We start from the raw sequence: 15308 nt of genomic DNA, 5'->3' as shown, positions 1-15308 counted from the left end.
GCATCGAGCGCTTGAGCTGCCTGGCGAAGCGGCGGTAATTTTCGCAGAACTGCGTGTAGCCGTAGGTCTGGCGATCGGCATAGTCGGCGCGGTGCTCCTCCCACAAGAGCATCAACGTCATGCCCTTGCGGCGCAGTTCCTGGTGCAGGTAGCCGTAGTCGGGCTGCACGTGCTCTCGCGGGCGTTCCGGCGCAACGAGCAGGCGCCTCTCCAGCGCCGCCTCATCAATCCCCTGGACCGTCGCCCAATCCAGGCCCGCCGCTGCGGCCAGGCTAAGGTACTTGGTCACGGCAGCCTTCGACATGCCCAGTGCAGCGGCGATCTGCCGGTGAGACAACTGGGCGTCGAGCTTCAGACGCAGGACATCTTTTATCTTACGCATATTGATCCTCGGTGCGGGCACGCTATCTCCAGAAAAAAGCTGGAAGCGTACCCTCTCGGTTGCTATATGCGTAACATCATCTCGGCGTGCTACGACACCGTTCCGGTATCGTGACCGGCCATTCCGGTATCGTGCCCACTGATTCCGGTATCGTGACCAGTGATTCCGGTCACCCCATCAAACTGGGCACGATGGACCGGAATGGGTGGGCGCGATGGACCGGAATCAGTGGGCACGATGGACCGAAATACCCAGCATGACAATACCGCCATCTGGATTAGTCATCAGGATGAAGTTTCCATCCTGGTCCAGCATTTCCGCACCAACACCCCGGAAGAAAAATATCAGCTCTCCCAGCGCTTCACCTCAATTTGGATGCCCAAGCGCAAGTTGATGGCAGGGCGTTATGGCTTGCTGCGCTACGAGCACAACGATCTGCCGCAACGTGAAAAGGAAGATGTCGTCAGCGCTTTTTATGAGCAGGATCTCTATTTGTATCCATCGCGGCAGCAGATTGAAACCCAGATAGTCTGTGATGCGGATCTCTTCCCCGATCCTGGAACAGCGCGCGCAGCCGCGCTGCAACAGCGCGGGAAATTTGTCATCAATCCCCGCTGCTCGCATGAGATTTTCTTTCACGGACTAAAAGATTCGCATATCCAGATCGGCTACTTCCGCAGCCACCTGCACGAATGGCGCGAGATCGAGCAGGCCGTGGTCGAGCTGCTCGATTCGTTCAGGCAGGCTCCATGATCAGTTTGCGGGCGAGTCGAAGCGTATCCATTCGATGGGATCGTCTTCGCGTGGCAGCTGTTTTGCGCGCAGGGCCTGGAGTTCTTGCGGGCTCATGGTCTGTTCGCGCAGCGGAATGGTATCGAGGCGCTGGTGGGCGGCCCATTGCGGGTAGGCGGCGCGCAGCGAGGCGATGTAGTTTTCACGGTCGGCGCGCCGGTATTGCGCGATCGGCGCGGCCGGTTCCGGCGTGGCCGGCATGGCCAGGCGCGCCATCGGCCGGCCCAGGTCAAAGGCCTCCAGCGCCGGGCCGCTGAGAAAATCGGCCGACAGCTGCTTCGGTATCTGTGCTGCCGGCAGCGGCGTGCCTGTGGCGTCCGGCAAAGGCATGGCCAGCACCGCCAGGAACACCTGGTCGCCGCCGGTGGTGGCCGGACCGTCGAAGCGCCGCGCATAGATGACACCGTTGGCGTTGGCCAGGCCGCCGTTGCTGGAGGTGCAGCAGATGCGCGGCAGGTTGCCGGAATTGATGAAGATGCCGAAGTACAGCGTGTTGTCGCGCGCGATGATGAATTCGTAGCGGCGTACGGAAATGCCGCGCCCCATCGATTCGGGTATCGCGATCTCCCGCAAGCCAAAGCTGCGTCCGCCATCGAGTGACAGCACGAGTTCGAGCCTGCCGCACAGCTGTCGCGGCGAGGCGACGGCGGCGGACGACGGCGTCTCCTTGCAATAGCTGTTGCGGCCCGGTTCGCGCCGGGTGAAGAAGGCTACCACTTGCGGGTTGTCGCTGTCATGGCGCACGGCGCCGATCGACTTGCCCAGATAGTCGTCGCGAAATACCGTCACGCTTTCCGGCAAAGGCGCCAGCATGCCCGTATTGCGGTCATAATAGCGCACTCGCTGCACCGCATTGCCGTTCAGGGGCACGTCCCACTGCGCCAGCAGATAGCGCTTGCCGCCCAGGTCGCGCAGCACATACTCAGGACTGCGCATCGGATAGGCAACGGCATGCTCGTACGTCATCCCCGCTGACAGCGTGCTGGCGCAGCCGGACAGCAGGCCCGTTGCACCCAGGCAGGCGAGCAGGCCTGGCAGGCGTTTCAGCGCATGGCTTGCCCAATGGACGAAGCCGGCGATAGTGGATGCTGGACGAAGCGGCATGGATGGTTCCCGAAAATGCGGCGTTTGCCGATTGGCAGGCCAGCACGCATGATAGTCGGTTTGAGGGGCGTGCGGCGTCATGGCCGCGACTGGGGCCGAAAACAAAAACGCCACCCGAAGGTGGCGTTTTTGAAAGTCATGCTTATTCTTGGTGGCCCGGGGCGGAATCGAACCACCGACACAAGGATTTTCAATCCTCTGCTCTACCGACTGAGCTACCAGGCCAAGGTGGCGAATTATAGCAGACCAAAATGCGAATGCAAGAGCCGGTGGCGATTTTAGTGGATTTTTTATGCGCCAGGCCAAGTTTTTGCATGCTCGTCAAATATCCATTGAAATAAACGGTATTTTCCGCAATAAAGCCCAATGGCCCTGCAAGCCGGCAGGTCCTAGCTGGCTGCTTGCGCCAGCAGTTCATTGTCTTTAAGCACTGCCCGCTGGTAAGCCTTGCGCGCCGTCAGTTTTCTGGCGTAGTCGATGAAGGCCTGGCGCGGCGGCAGCGTTTGCAGGCCCAGGCCCCAGCCGATGTGGGAGCCCACGTACACGTCGGCAGCGGTAAAGCGCTCGCCGGCGATATACGGATGAGCCTGCACCGCCCGTTCCAGTTGATCGACCGTGCGCTCATGGCTGCCATGGCCGAAAAAGAATTCCTGTTCCGGCTCGGGCACAAAACCGGCGCGATGGTTGGTGACGGCCTGCTCGAGTGGGCCGGCGGCGAAAAACAGCCAGCGATAGTAATCAGCCAGCTCCGCTGGTGTCGGTGCCAGGCCGGCATCCGGAAACGCCTGGGCAAGATAGGCGCAGATGGCCGCCGTCTCGGTAATCACGCGCCCGTCATGCTCGATCGCGGGGATCTTGCCGATTGGATTGATGTCGTCAAAGAAGCGCGCGCGGCGCTGGTCCGTATCGCCCGCATCGGGCCGTGCCAGCGCAGCGCCGCCCCAGCGGTCGTCTTTGCTTGCCGGCGCATAGTCCAGCACGACAGTGTCGTACGGGCAGCCAATTTCTTCGAGCATCCAGCGGACCATGCGGCCGCGCGAGTTGGGGTTGGTGTAAAAGGTGATTGTCATGGTGCTTGCCAGTGTTGGTGAAGGGATCGGTTTATAGTAGCGGCGACATGCCGCCGCCAACGCGCAAACCGCGCCATGACGCCTTCAATGTACGCCAATCAGATCAGAATCATGACAACCACAAAATTGGCCGCAAGGCCATGCAAACTGCCTGCCGCATTCTGGCGATCGCTTGAAAGGCTGGGGCTGTCGCCGCCGGCCGTGCTGCGGGCGGCATCGCTGCCGGCCACCCTGCATCTCGATGACACAGTGTTTATCAGCACCTCACAGCTGTTTGCGATCTGGCGGGCGATCGAAGCGCTCTCCGGCGACCCGGCGTTCGGCATCCGCATGGCGTGCGAAACGAGCAGCGCCCAGCACATGATCGCGTTCGTGTCGGCGCTGTATGCCGCCAATTGGCGCGATGGACTCGAACGTATCGTTCGCTACAAGCGCTTGTGCAGCCCGGATGAGCTGCGCATGGCGGAGCAAGATGGAAAAATGTCGGTCACCAGTGCATGGCCTGACGGTACGGCGCCCGAACCTTGTATCTCGGTCGAGGCCAGCTTTGCGCTGCTGGTCGAGCTTGGCCGGCGCGGTACGGGACAGCGGCTTGCGCCATTACGGGTCGAACTGCGCCGCCGTGCGCCAGGCAGCGATGGGCATGCGGCGTTTTTCGGCTGTCCCATCCGCTTTGGCGCGCAGGCGGACCGCCTGGTACTCGATGCCACACAGCTGGCCCTGCCATTTCGTGGTCACAATCCGGAAATGCTGGGCATGGTCGGCCCGGCATTGGCTGCTGCCTTGCGCGAGATCGAAGCGCAAGCGAACTTCGAGCAGCAGGTCAGGGCGGCGTTACGGCGCGCCTTCGCCGCAGGCCGCGCCGATGTGGCGATGGTCGCGCGCGAACTGGGCCTGAGCGAACGCACCCTGCAGCGCCGCATCGGCGAGGAGGGCAAGACGTTCAGGCTGCTGCTCGACGACACCCGGCGCAACCTGGCGCATCAGCTCCTGTCCGACTTGTCCATCGATGTGAAGGAGGTGGCATTTTTGCTTGGCTACCAGGACAGCAATTCCTTCAACCGTGCGTTCAGGCAGTGGGAGCAGGTCACGCCGCTGACGTGGAGGCGGATGACTGCTGGCCATGCATCTTTGCTTGTATCCCGGCAGTCATTGCCGGATAATTAACTTTTCAATTGCGAGAGTGATGCGATGGCGGTTTGGAGCAGGGGCGTATGCGCGGCGCTGGGACTATGGTTCAGCGGTACTGCGCTGGCTGGCGAGCACGATATGCTGGCGCTGGCGCGCCTGTGGAGCGAGGTGCGCGCCACGCATCCGGCACTGGCCGATGGCCGCATCGACTGGGACCGCGCGCTGGTGGCGGCCCTGCCGCAAGTGAAGGGCGAAGACAATCAGGCCAGCTTGCGCGCGGCCGCCGCCACCTTGATGGCGCCCCTGCACGACGAGACGCTGCGCATCGGCGCACCAACGCCGCACTTCGTGCGCTGGCCGGCCGACGGCGACGTGCTCGAATGGCTGCCTGGCGACACGGCCTTGCTGCACCTGCATCCTGGCATGCGGGCCGGCGCGGCGCCGTTCGTGCTGCCGGCCCGCGCCAGGCGGGTGATACTCGATCTGCGTCCGATCGCCGCCGTGTCCTATGTTTCGCCGGACCACTTGCATGGCTTGCTGGCGCAACTGATCGTGCAGCCCCTGCTGCCACCGGCGCCGCGCTACCGTTTTTCCACCGGACCGCGGCCGCAGGACCTGGCGCGCTGGGAGGGCGTGCTGCCCGGTTTCATGCAGATGGAAACCCAGCCCCTGCCGCCGGCGCCCGGCGCGCGCGCCTTGCCGCTGGCGGTGATCGTCAACGACGCGCAGCCGGTGCCGCCGGCCGTGCTGGCGCTGCAGCGCATGCAAGGCGTGCGCATCGTGTCCGAAGAGGGTGCGAGCCGCAGCCGCGCCGGTGCGCTGCAGACAGTTTGGCTGGAACAGGACTTGCCGGTGGAGTTTTCCGCCGGCCAGCTGGTCTGGCCCGATGGCAGTGCGGCGCGCTGGCAGGCCGACCGGCGCCTGCCGGAGAATCGCGCCACCGGGCAGGGCAGCCCAGCGGTGACGGCGGCGCTGGCGCTGCTGGCGCGTAAACCGAATCGCCGCCCACCGATTGCAACGCCTGCCATGCATGCGGTGCGCCAGGATGATGCGCCGTATCGCGACATGCGCTTTCCGCCACCTGCGTGGCGCCAGCTGGCCGCGATCAAGCTGTGGGCGACCATGGACAAGTATTTTCCAGCCAAGCCGCTGATGGACGTTTCATGGGACCAGGCCTTGCTGGACTGCCTGCGCCGCATGGATGTTGTGCCTGACGCGCGTGCATACGGCCAGGCGCTCGAAGCGATGGCGGTGCAGCTGGACGACAGCCATGTCGGCACCGGCAGCCGCGCGCTGGGCTGGAATGAGCGCACGCACGGCGTCGGCGTGCAGCTGGCGAGGATCGGCGGGCGGATCTATGTCGCAGGCGTGACCGATCCCGCGCTCGAAGGCAGCGGCTCGCTGCGCGTGGGCGACGAGATCATCAGCATCGACGGTGAAGACGCCGCCGCGCGCCTGCTGCGCCTGGCCGGCACGGTGGCGGCATCGACCGAGGCGGGCCGCTGGCGCAAGGCGATGTTCGAGATGACCCTGGCTCCGGCGAACGGCGTGGTCAAGCTGGTGCTGGCTGGCGCGGACGGCAAGCAGCGCGGCGTGACCGTGCAGCCTGCGGTGCTCGATGATCGGCTGCCGCCGCGCCATGCGCTGCCGGTGGTCAGCGTGGAAGATGGCGTGGCCTATGTCGACCTCGATCGCCTGCAGCCGGGCGAGGTCGACGCCATGTTTACCGCAATCAAGGACAGCCGCGCGCTGATCCTCGACATGCGCGGCTATCCGAACGGTACCGGCCGCGCCATCGCCCGGCGCCTCAATGTGAATCATGCCACCAGTTTTGCCACCTCCTACCAGCAACTGGCCATGCCTTATGAGGCGGGCCACGGCGCGCAGCTGGCCTATGATGACCGGCTGTTTCCGGCGCCCGGCCCGCTGTACCGGGGCAAGGTGGTGATGCTGATCGACGAGCACACGCAAAGCCAGGCCGAGCACCTGGCGTTGATGGTGGAGACCGCCACGCCGGTGACCTTTGTCGGCATGCCCAGCGCGGGTGCCAATGGCGACATGCGCGAGGTGGTCTTGCCGGGCAATGTGCATGTCTGGTATTCGGGCCTGGAAGTGCGCCATGCGGATGGACGCCGGCTGCAGCGGCTCGGCGTGCAGCCGCATGTCGTGGCCGCGCCCAGCGTGGCGGGCCTGCGCGCTGGCCGCGACGAGGTGCTGGAACGGGCGCGCCAATTGCTGCGCCAGGATCAAGGATAGACAAAATGGTGCGGGCCGCGTTGCGTACAGCGGGTGGCTATCGTGCGGAAAAGCTGGTGGCAAACGCTATAATGGCCGCATGAACAGTCCATCTTCCCCCACCATGCGGCGCGCGGCGCACAGCCACAGCGACGTTTGCATCGTCGGCGACGGCGCCATTGCGAAAACCACGGCGCTGGCGTTTGCCCAGGCCGGGCAGAGCGTCACCTTGCTGAGCCCGGCCAAGCCGTCCGCGCCGCTTGACGATGCCAGCTGGGACGTGCGCGTGTTTGCGCTCAATCACACGGCCCACCAGCTGCTGTCGTCGCTGAAGGTATGGGGCGCGCTCGACGCCGCCCGCGTGGCGCCGGTCGACGCCATGCTGGTCAACGGCGACGGCGCACAGGCCGGGGCGCTGGGCTTTGACGCCTATGGCGCCCATGTCGGCACCCTGGCCTGGATCGTCGAAGACCGCAACCTGGGCCAGGCGCTGGACGCGGCCTTGCGCTTTGCGCAGAATGTCAGCCTGGTGCAGGGCCAGGCCACGCGCATCGAGTGGACGCAGGATGCGGCCATCGTGCACCTCGATGGTGGCGACACCGTCACCGCGCCGCTGGTGGTGGGCGCCGACGGCGCGCAGTCGTGGGTGCGCGGCCAGTGCGATATCGGTCTCGATTACCGCCCGTACGGCCAGCGCGGCGTGGTTGGCAACTTCGCCTGCGAAAAACCGCACCATGGCGCGGCCCACCAGTGGTTCACCGGCGCCGACGGCATCATCGCGTTGCTGCCGCTGCCGGGCAACCGCGTCTCGCTGGTGTGGTCGGCGCCCGATGCGCTGGCCGACACACTGCAGGCCGAATCGGCCACTGAACTGGCCGCGCGCCTGTCCGCCTGGTGCCAGGACAAACTGGGCGCGCTGACGCCTTTGCAGCCCGAACTGATACGCGCGTTTCCGCTGCGCCTGATCCGTCCGCACAGCATGGTCGCGCCGCGGGTGGCGCTGGTCGGCGACGCCGCCCACGTGGTCCACCCGATGGCGGGCCACGGCATGAACCTCGGTTTTGCCGATGTGGCGCAGCTGGTGAAAACCATCGGCGAACGCGAAGCGCAGCGCGGCATCGGTGACGAGCGCGTGCTGGCCCGCTATGCGCGCGCGCGCAAGGAAGACGTGATGCTGATGCTGCTGGCGACCGACGGCCTGGCGCGCTTGTTCGGCGCCGATCTCGAGCCGCTGCGCGTGGTTCGCAATTTGGGATTAAACTTGCTCGATAAATTGCCGGCGCTGAAGCGGAAAATGATTTCGCACGCGCTCGGTAACCAGCGTTAGAAGCCAACGTCAGAAGCGTGCTGGCATTCATGGTCGCCGCAGCGTTGGCTGCGGCGATTGTTTTGTGATCAAGTGGAGAAGTGATAGTGATTAAAATGAGCAAACTGGCATTGTTGGTGGCCTCCGGCCTGATGATGTCGTGCGCCGGCGCCGAGACCCCGACCGAAGCGACCATCAAGAAGCTGATCGAGCCGCGTCTCGGTGACGGCGTCAAGGTCGATTCGGTCAAGGAAACGCCGTACGCCGGCCTGTATGAAATCAACACCGGCGGCGACATTCTCTACACTGACAAGAATGCGCAGTATCTGTTCGTCGGCCACGTGTTCGACGCCAAGACCTCGCAGGACCTGACCAAGGAGCGCATCAGCGATGTCAACCGCATCAAGTTCTCCGACCTGCCACTGGCCTCGGCGCTGAAAACCGTCAAGGGCAACGGCAAGCGCGTGATCGCCGTGTTCGAAGATCCGAACTGCGGCTACTGCAAGCGCTTCCGCCAGAACGCCCTGAAGGAAATCGACAACGTCACCGTCTACACCTTCATGTACAACATCCTGTCGCCGGACTCGATCGCCAAGTCGCGCAATATCTGGTGCGCCCCTGACCGCAACAAGGCCTGGGACGACTGGATGCTGAACGGCAAAGTGCCGGCCACCGTGGCCGCCACCTGCGCCAACCCGCACGACAAGATCCTGGCGCTGGGCCAGCAATTGCGCGTCTCGGGCACGCCGGCGATCTTCTTTGCCGACGGCAGCCGCATTCCGGGCGCGATCGATACCAAGACGCTGGAACAGAAACTGTCGACCATCAAGTAAGCAACGGTCAGCAGGACCGACAGGCGCGCCTTCGCAGGCGCGCATTTTTTTTGCGGGTATTTTTCAGTGCTTTTTGGGTATGATGGAGCGTTGGCGCCATGCCATCCCGATAAAGAGCCAGAGCCGCAGATGATTACCTTGAATATCAACGGCAGCGACATGCAGGTCGATGCCGATCCCTCCACGCCGGTGCTGTGGGCGCTGCGCGACAACCTGAACCTGACCGGCACCAAGTTCGGCTGCGGCGCGGCCCTGTGCGGCGCCTGCACCGTGCACCTGGACGGCCAGCCGATCCGTTCGTGCATCACGCCGATCTCTTCGGTGGCGGGCCAGAAGATCACCACCATCGAAGCAATGGAAAATGACCAGGTGGGCAAGGCGGTGCAGGCGGCCTGGGTGCGTCACGACGTGCCGCAGTGCGGCTACTGCCAGAGCGGCCAGGTGATGAGCGCGACGGCGCTGCTGCGCACCAACCATTCGCCCAGCGACGCCGATATCGACAGCGCCATGAGCGGCAATATCTGCCGCTGCGGCACCTATCAACGCATCCGCGCCGCCATCAAGGATGCCGCCACCACCCTGGCGCAAGCATGATCGGCATCCTGCTGGCCGCCGGCAGGGGCCGGCGTTTCGACCCCTCCGGCGTGCAGAACAAACTGCTGCAGCCGCTGGCCGAAGGGCCGCAGGCGGGCCTGGCGGTGGTGGTGGCGGCGGCCGGCAATCTGCTGGCCGCGCTGCCACGCGTGATCGCCGTGGTGCGCCCGGACGATACCGAGGTGGCGCGCCTGCTGGGCTCTTTGGGCTGCGAAGTGCGGGTCTGCCATGACGCCGATACCGGCATGGCCGCCTCGCTGACCTGCGCCATCGATTACGCGCGCGGCGCGCCGGGCTGGCTGATCGCGCTGGGCGACATGCCGTATGTGGCGCCGTCAACCATTGCGGCCCTGTCGCAGGCGATAGCCGACGGCGCGCGGATCGCCGTGCCGGTGTTCCAGGGCCGGCGCGGCAATCCGGTGGCGTTCGGCGCCTTTCACTTGCCGCTGCTGCTGGCGCTCGACGGCGACCAGGGCGCGCGCGCCATCGTGCACAGCCATGTGGCGCGCGAAGTGGCGGTGACCGATAATGGCGTCTTGCGCGATATCGATACGCCAGACGATTTGTAATCACGAGGAAAACATGAAGAAAGCACCGCTCAAGAAAGCCGTTGCCAGGGCGCCCGCCGCCGGCATCATCTACACCATTGCCGCGCTGGACCTGGCCGGCCATCTGTTCCGCGTCAGCCTGAGTATCAAGCAGCCGGCCGCGATCGGCCAGATCCTGTCGCTGCCGGCCTGGATCCCGGGCAGCTACATGATCCGCGAATTTTCGCGCAATATCGTCAGCATCCGCGCCGAGTGCGGCGGCAAGCCGGTGGCGATGACCAAGCTCGACAAACACTCGTGGCAGGCCGCGCCCTGCGACGGCGCACTGGTGGTGGAATATGACGTGTATGCCTGGGACCTGTCGGTGCGCGCCGCCCACCTGGACCAGCAACACGGCTTTTTCAACGGCACCAGCGTATTCCTGAGCGTGCTGGGACAGGAGTCGTCGCCGCATGAGGTCAATATCGTGCAGCCGCAGGACGCCGCCTGCAAGCACTGGCGCGTGGCCACCACCTTGCCTGAACTGAAAGCCAGGCGCTATGGCTTCGGCAGCTACCAGGCCGCCAACTACGATGAACTGATCGACCACCCGGTGGAAATGGGCGACTTCGCGCTGGCCACTTTCAAGGCGCATGGCGTGCCGCACGATATCGTCGTCACCGGCAAGGTGCCGAACCTGGACCTGGAGCGCTTGTGCCGCGACCTGAAAGCCATCTGCGAAACCCAGATCGCCTTTTTCGAGCCGAAAAGCAAAAAAGCGCCGATGGACCGCTATGTGTTCATGACCATGGCGGTGGGCGACGGCTATGGCGGGCTGGAACACCGCGCCTCGACCGCGCTGATCTGCGCGCGCGCCGACCTGCCCACGACAGCATCGAGCGGCGGCGAGATCGGCGACGGCTACCTGAAGTTCCTCGGCCTGTGCAGCCACGAGTATTTTCATACGTGGAACGTCAAGCGCATCAAGCCGGCCGCCTTTGCGCCCTACCAGCTGCAGGCCGAAAGCTATACGCCGCTGCTGTGGCTGTTCGAAGGCTTTACCAGCTATTACGACGACCTGATGCTGGTGCGCGCCGGCCTGATCGACGAAGCGGCCTACTTCAAATTGCTGGGCAAGACCGTCAACAGCGTGCTGCGCGGCAGTGGCCGCAACAAGCAGAGCGTGGCCGATTCCAGCTTCGACGCCTGGGGCAAATACTATCGCCAGGATGAAAACGCGCCGAACGCCATCGTCAGCTATTACACCAAGGGCTCGCTGATCGCGCTGGCGCTGGATCTGACGCTACGCAGCAAGACCGGCGGCGGCAAATCGCTGGACGACGTGATGCTGGCGCTGTGGCAGCGCTACGGCCGCGATTTCTACCAGGGCACAGCGCGCGGCGTGACGCCGGCCGAAGTCGAAGCCCTGTTCGATGAAATCAGCGGCACGCGCATGAAACCGTTCTTTGAGCGCTATATCCGCGGCACCGACGACCTGCCGCTGGCGCGCCTGCTGGCGCCATTCGGCGTGAAATACAGCGATGCGCGCAAGGGCGAAAAACCGAGCCTGGACGTGACCCTGGGCCGCGATGGCAACGACGCCAGGCTGGCGCAGGTGCACCAGGGCGGCGCCGCCCACCAGGCCGGCCTGTCGGCGGGCGATGTGCTGGTGGCGCTCGACGGCCTGCGCGTGACGGGCAATCCGGCCAACCTGGACGCCTTGCTGTCGCGCTACACGGTCGGCGCACAGGTGGCCATCCACGCTTTCCGTCGTGATGAATTGGTAATCTTTACAGCCGTGCTACAGGGGGATCGCGTGCCCGGTGTCAGTATGGAAATATTGCCTTTAGGAAAAAAACTGGCCGGATTGCCACGCCCGACGGCGCCAGTGTTGTAAAAGTCGATCAAACACGGCAGGGCGGATGGCGAAGTCGGCCAGTTTTGCCCTGACCGTGGTTTTTTGATAGTATTCCAAGGTACAATTTCTTGCGCGAAATTTCTCGTGCTTTCCGGCATGTCCGGAGCGGTGCGCCGCCCTTGTACTTTTCTCCTGTGAAACTTGATCCCACCACTATTGTTTTAATGTCCACGGTGATGGCGATAGCCATGGCAGGGATCATGTTTTCCGCACAACGGAGCTTCCCGCGCGCCGTGCGCGGCCTGCGGGAATGGGTGATCGGCTTGTTCTGCCTGATACTGGCCAGCGCCCTGTTTGCCTTGAACGGCCTGTTGCCGGACCTGATTTTGCTGCCGATTGCCAACTCGGTCTTTCTGTGGGGCGCCGGCATGCAGATGGCCGGCACGCAGAAATTCTATGGCGAGGTGCCGGGCTGGCGTCTGTTTCACGCGACCTGGCTGCTGGGCCTGGTGGTAATGCTGATCTGGCTGGCCTGGCGGCCGGACTTCGCCATGCGCGTGGCCATGTTTTCCTTCCTGATGATGGCGCTGCTGTTGAACCAGACGGTGGTCATCGTGCGTCATGGCGAGCGCCACTTGACGACCAGGCTGTTTGCCATCTTGAGCCTGCTGCCGACGCTGGCCCTGCTGCACCGCGGCGTGATGGCGCTGCAGGCGGACGGCGTTGGACTAAGCCTTGGCCATGGGGGACCCAATCAAGGCACCTACCTGGCCATTCTGTCGTTCATGACGCTGCTGCTGCCGGTCGGCTTCATGACGGTGGCGACGCGCCATCTGTACATGGTGCTTGAGCAGCGCTCGAACCGCGATCCGCTCACGTCGGTATTGAACCGGCGCGGTTTCGACGAAGTCCACGCCAAGGAAAACGCGCGCGCGCGGCGCAGCGGCACGCCGATCGCCGTGATGAGCATCGACCTCGATTTTTTCAAGGCCATCAATGACCTGCATGGTCATGCCGTGGGCGACCAGGTGCTGATCGAGGTGGCTGGCGTGATCAGCGGCGTGCTGCGCGGCAGCGATGCGGTGGCGCGTTTTGGCGGCGAAGAGTTCGTGGTGCTGCTGTCGGACACGCGCCAGGCGCGCGCCGAACTGGTGGCGCAGCGTATCCAGCATGCGCTGCGCGAGCCGCGCCCCGGGCCGGGTTTGCCCACTTGCACGCTCAGCATCGGCATTGCCTGCCAGCGCGCGCAAGGCGAACAGCTCGACAGCCTGCTGCTGCGCTCCGACCAGGCGCTGTACCGCGCCAAGCAACTGGGCCGCGACCGCGTCGAAGTCGCCGGCGACGCTGTTGCCCCCTACACGCTGGCGCCGGCCATCAGCTTGTATGGTTGATGCCGCAGCATTATATTTTCAGGCAATACAGTTAACTGAATATAACTGAACTAAAATCACCGTAATTTAATCATAGGCTCTGCCTGACCGTGGAAACACTCGATCCCCGCACCATCATGCTGATGACGACCCTGATGTGCGGGGCCATGACGATCGTCATGTTTTCCGTCTATCGCAGCTTTCGTCGCGAGGTCGATGGGCTGGGCCACTGGGCGGCCGGCTTGCTGCTGCTGGTGTGCGCTTCGCTGCTGTTCGGCACGCACGGCATGCTGCCCGACGTGGTCTCGCTGCTGGGCGCCAACGCCAGCCTGCTGCTGGGCATCGGCCTGTCGATGCTGGGCACGGAAAAATTCTATGGGCAGAAGCCGAGCTTGCGTTTCTACGCGCTGGCCTGCTGCCTGGGCACGGCCGGCCTGGCCTGGTGGCTGCTGGTGCGCGTCGACTTTTCCGTGCGCGTGGCGATCTTTTCGCTGACCGTCTTCCTGTTCTATGCGCGCCAGGCGCAGCTGGTGTGGTCGCATGGCGAGCGGCACTTTTCCAGCCTGTTCTTCGGTGGCCTGATGCTGCTGCAAGCCGTGGTGGTGGTGACGCGCGGCGTGTCGGCGCTGCTGCAGGGCGGCGTCAGCCTGGTCGACATGCTGGCGGCGGGCACGCGCGCCAGCCTGTACCTGGCGGCCGCCAATTTCATGGCGCTGCTGCTGACGGTGGCCTTCATGACGGTGGCCACGCGCCGTTTGCAGACCATCCTCGAACGCCGCTCGACCCACGATCCGCTGACGCAGGTGCTGAACCGGCGCGGCTTTGGCGACGCCTATGCGCGCGAAAAAGCCAAGCTGCGGCGCTACCGCCGTCCGCTGACCTTGCTCAGCATCGACCTCGATTATTTCAAGTTGATCAATGACCGCCACGGCCATGCCGTCGGCGACCAGGTGCTGTCGCACGTGGCTTTTGTCATCAGCGGCGCGCTGCGCGAATCCGATTGCGTGGCGCGCTTCGGCGGCGAGGAATTCGTCGTGCTGATGCCCGACATGGCGCCCCACCATGCCTTGAGCGCCGCCGAACGCATCCGCACCTTGCTGTGCGCGCCGAATGGCCAGGGCCTGCCGCCGTGCACCGTCAGCATTGGCGTCGCTTGCCAGGCCTCGGAACACGAGGAACTCGAGCAGCTGCTGTCGCGCGCCGATACGGCGCTGTACCAAGCCAAGGAAAAGGGCCGCGACCGCATCGAATTCGATATCGTGGGCCTGACGGGCGCCTGCGCGCCCAGCGCCAGCATGGTCAGTTAAAGAGGCGCGCCAGTTCGACGCCCGGATCGGGTGCGCGCATGAACGCTTCGCCGACCAGGAAGCTGTGCACGTCGGCGGCGCGCATGCGCTCGACATCGCCGGTCGTCAGGATGCCCGACTCGGTGATGATCAGCCGGTCTTGCGGCACGCGCGGCAGCAGGCCGATGGTGGTGTCGAGCGAGGTTTCAAAGGTGCGCAGGTTGCGGTTGTTGATGCCGATCAGCGCGCTCTTGAGTTTCAACGCCGCCGCGAGTTCGTCGCCGTCATGGCTTTCGATCAGCACGCCCATGCCCAGCTCGTGGGCGCACGCTTCCATCTCGGCCATCAGGCCATGGTCGAGCGCGGCGACGATCAGCAGGATGCAGTCGGCGCCCATCGCGCGCGCTTCATAGATCTGGTACAGGTCGACCATGAAGTCCTTGCGCAGCACGGGAATGGCGCAGGCGGCGCGCGCCTGTTGCAGGTACTCGTTCGAGCCCTGGAAGAACTGCACGTCGGTCAGCACCGACAGGCAGGCCGCGCCATGTTCCTCATAGCTGGCGGCGATCTCGCCCGGATGGAAATCGGCGCGGATCACGCCTTTCGAGGGCGAGGCCTTTTTCACTTCGGCGATGATGCCAGGCTTGCCATTGGCGATATGCTGGCGCAGGCTCGCTTCGAAGCCGCGCAGATCCGCGCGCAGCTCATGGTTGTTTTCCACGTCGCCGCGCAGGCTGGCCAGGCTGCGGTGGGCCTTGGCCTTGGCCACTTCATCGGCTTTCACGGCCAGGATTTTATTGAGGATATCGGACATGATGGT

At 64.4% G+C, this 15308-nt stretch carries 14 protein-coding genes and 1 tRNA gene; 10 read left to right on the top strand and 5 right to left on the bottom strand.

Annotated elements, in window-relative coordinates; genetic code table 11:
* The coding region (locus ASR47_RS00995) for a transposase (protein WP_150127609.1) at positions 1 to 403 on the bottom strand (403 nt) is incomplete at its 3' end.
* Positions 404 to 619: 216 nt separating this feature from the next.
* Between ASR47_RS00995 and ASR47_RS00990 the strand changes: the two genes are divergently transcribed.
* The gene (locus ASR47_RS00990; protein ID WP_065305909.1) at positions 620 to 1135 is read left to right on the top strand and encodes a hypothetical protein; all 516 of its coding nucleotides are present in this window, start codon (positions 620 to 622) and stop codon (positions 1133 to 1135) included.
* On the opposite strand, the gene ASR47_RS00985 is transcribed toward ASR47_RS00990, so the two are convergent.
* From ASR47_RS00985 to ASR47_RS00975, 3 genes are all read right to left on the bottom strand, one after another.
* The gene (locus tag ASR47_RS00985; protein ID WP_065305908.1) at positions 1136 to 2278 is read right to left on the bottom strand and encodes a hypothetical protein; all 1143 of its coding nucleotides are present in this window, start codon (positions 2276 to 2278) and stop codon (positions 1136 to 1138) included.
* A gap of 149 nt (positions 2279 to 2427) precedes the next feature.
* Positions 2428 to 2503: transfer RNA gene (locus ASR47_RS00980), tRNA-Phe, on the bottom strand.
* A 164-nt stretch (positions 2504 to 2667) separates the two neighbouring features.
* A complete protein-coding gene (locus ASR47_RS00975; protein ID WP_065305907.1) occupies positions 2668 to 3348 on the bottom strand; it encodes a glutathione S-transferase family protein in 681 nt (226 codons plus the stop codon).
* 87 nt (positions 3349 to 3435) lie between these two features.
* On the opposite strand from ASR47_RS00975, the gene ASR47_RS00970 reads away from it, so the two are divergent.
* The 9 genes from ASR47_RS00970 to ASR47_RS00930 all read left to right on the top strand — a co-directional run bounded on the left by ASR47_RS00970 (position 3436) and on the right by ASR47_RS00930 (position 14509).
* Positions 3436 to 4515, top strand: coding sequence for an AraC family transcriptional regulator (locus tag ASR47_RS00970; protein ID WP_217270511.1), 1080 nt, complete (start codon positions 3436 to 3438; stop codon positions 4513 to 4515).
* Between the two features lie 24 nt (positions 4516 to 4539).
* Positions 4540 to 6735, top strand: coding sequence for a S41 family peptidase (locus ASR47_RS00965; RefSeq protein ID WP_082988642.1), 2196 nt, complete (start codon positions 4540 to 4542; stop codon positions 6733 to 6735).
* A gap of 79 nt (positions 6736 to 6814) precedes the next feature.
* Complete coding sequence (locus ASR47_RS00960; protein WP_065305905.1) at positions 6815 to 8041, top strand: FAD-dependent monooxygenase; 1227 nt, start codon at positions 6815 to 6817, stop codon at positions 8039 to 8041.
* A 95-nt stretch (positions 8042 to 8136) separates the two neighbouring features.
* A complete protein-coding gene (locus ASR47_RS00955; RefSeq protein ID WP_065305904.1) occupies positions 8137 to 8853 on the top strand; it encodes a DsbC family protein in 717 nt (238 codons plus the stop codon).
* Between the two features lie 129 nt (positions 8854 to 8982).
* The gene (locus tag ASR47_RS00950; RefSeq protein ID WP_065305903.1) at positions 8983 to 9447 is read left to right on the top strand and encodes a (2Fe-2S)-binding protein; all 465 of its coding nucleotides are present in this window, start codon (positions 8983 to 8985) and stop codon (positions 9445 to 9447) included.
* Complete coding sequence (locus ASR47_RS00945; protein ID WP_065305902.1) at positions 9444 to 10016, top strand: nucleotidyltransferase family protein; 573 nt, start codon at positions 9444 to 9446, stop codon at positions 10014 to 10016. The genes ASR47_RS00950 and ASR47_RS00945 overlap by 4 nt, the downstream gene beginning before the upstream one ends.
* A 13-nt stretch (positions 10017 to 10029) precedes the next feature.
* Positions 10030 to 11871 carry a M61 family metallopeptidase gene (locus ASR47_RS00940; protein WP_065305901.1) on the top strand — a complete coding sequence of 614 codons (1842 nt, stop codon included), beginning with the start codon at positions 10030 to 10032 and terminating at the stop codon, positions 11869 to 11871.
* Between the two features lie 221 nt (positions 11872 to 12092).
* Positions 12093 to 13223: a GGDEF domain-containing protein gene (locus ASR47_RS00935; RefSeq protein WP_245714221.1), complete on the top strand. Its 1131-nt coding sequence runs from the start codon at positions 12093 to 12095 to the stop codon at positions 13221 to 13223.
* An 89-nt stretch (positions 13224 to 13312) separates the two neighbouring features.
* On the top strand, positions 13313 to 14509 hold the full coding sequence (locus ASR47_RS00930; protein WP_245714220.1) for a GGDEF domain-containing protein: 1197 nt from the start codon (positions 13313 to 13315) through the stop codon (positions 14507 to 14509).
* On the opposite strand, the gene trpC is transcribed toward ASR47_RS00930, so the two are convergent.
* Complete coding sequence (trpC, locus tag ASR47_RS00925; RefSeq protein ID WP_065305898.1) at positions 14502 to 15302, bottom strand: indole-3-glycerol phosphate synthase TrpC; 801 nt, start codon at positions 15300 to 15302, stop codon at positions 14502 to 14504. The genes ASR47_RS00930 and trpC overlap by 8 nt on opposite strands.
* Positions 15303 to 15308: the final 6 nt, after the last annotated feature.

Source organism: Janthinobacterium psychrotolerans, assembly GCF_001677885.1.
In the GTDB taxonomy this organism is placed as follows: domain Bacteria; phylum Pseudomonadota; class Gammaproteobacteria; order Burkholderiales; family Burkholderiaceae_D; genus Janthinobacterium; species Janthinobacterium psychrotolerans.
This window is presented reverse-complemented; position numbering and strand designations above follow the sequence as displayed.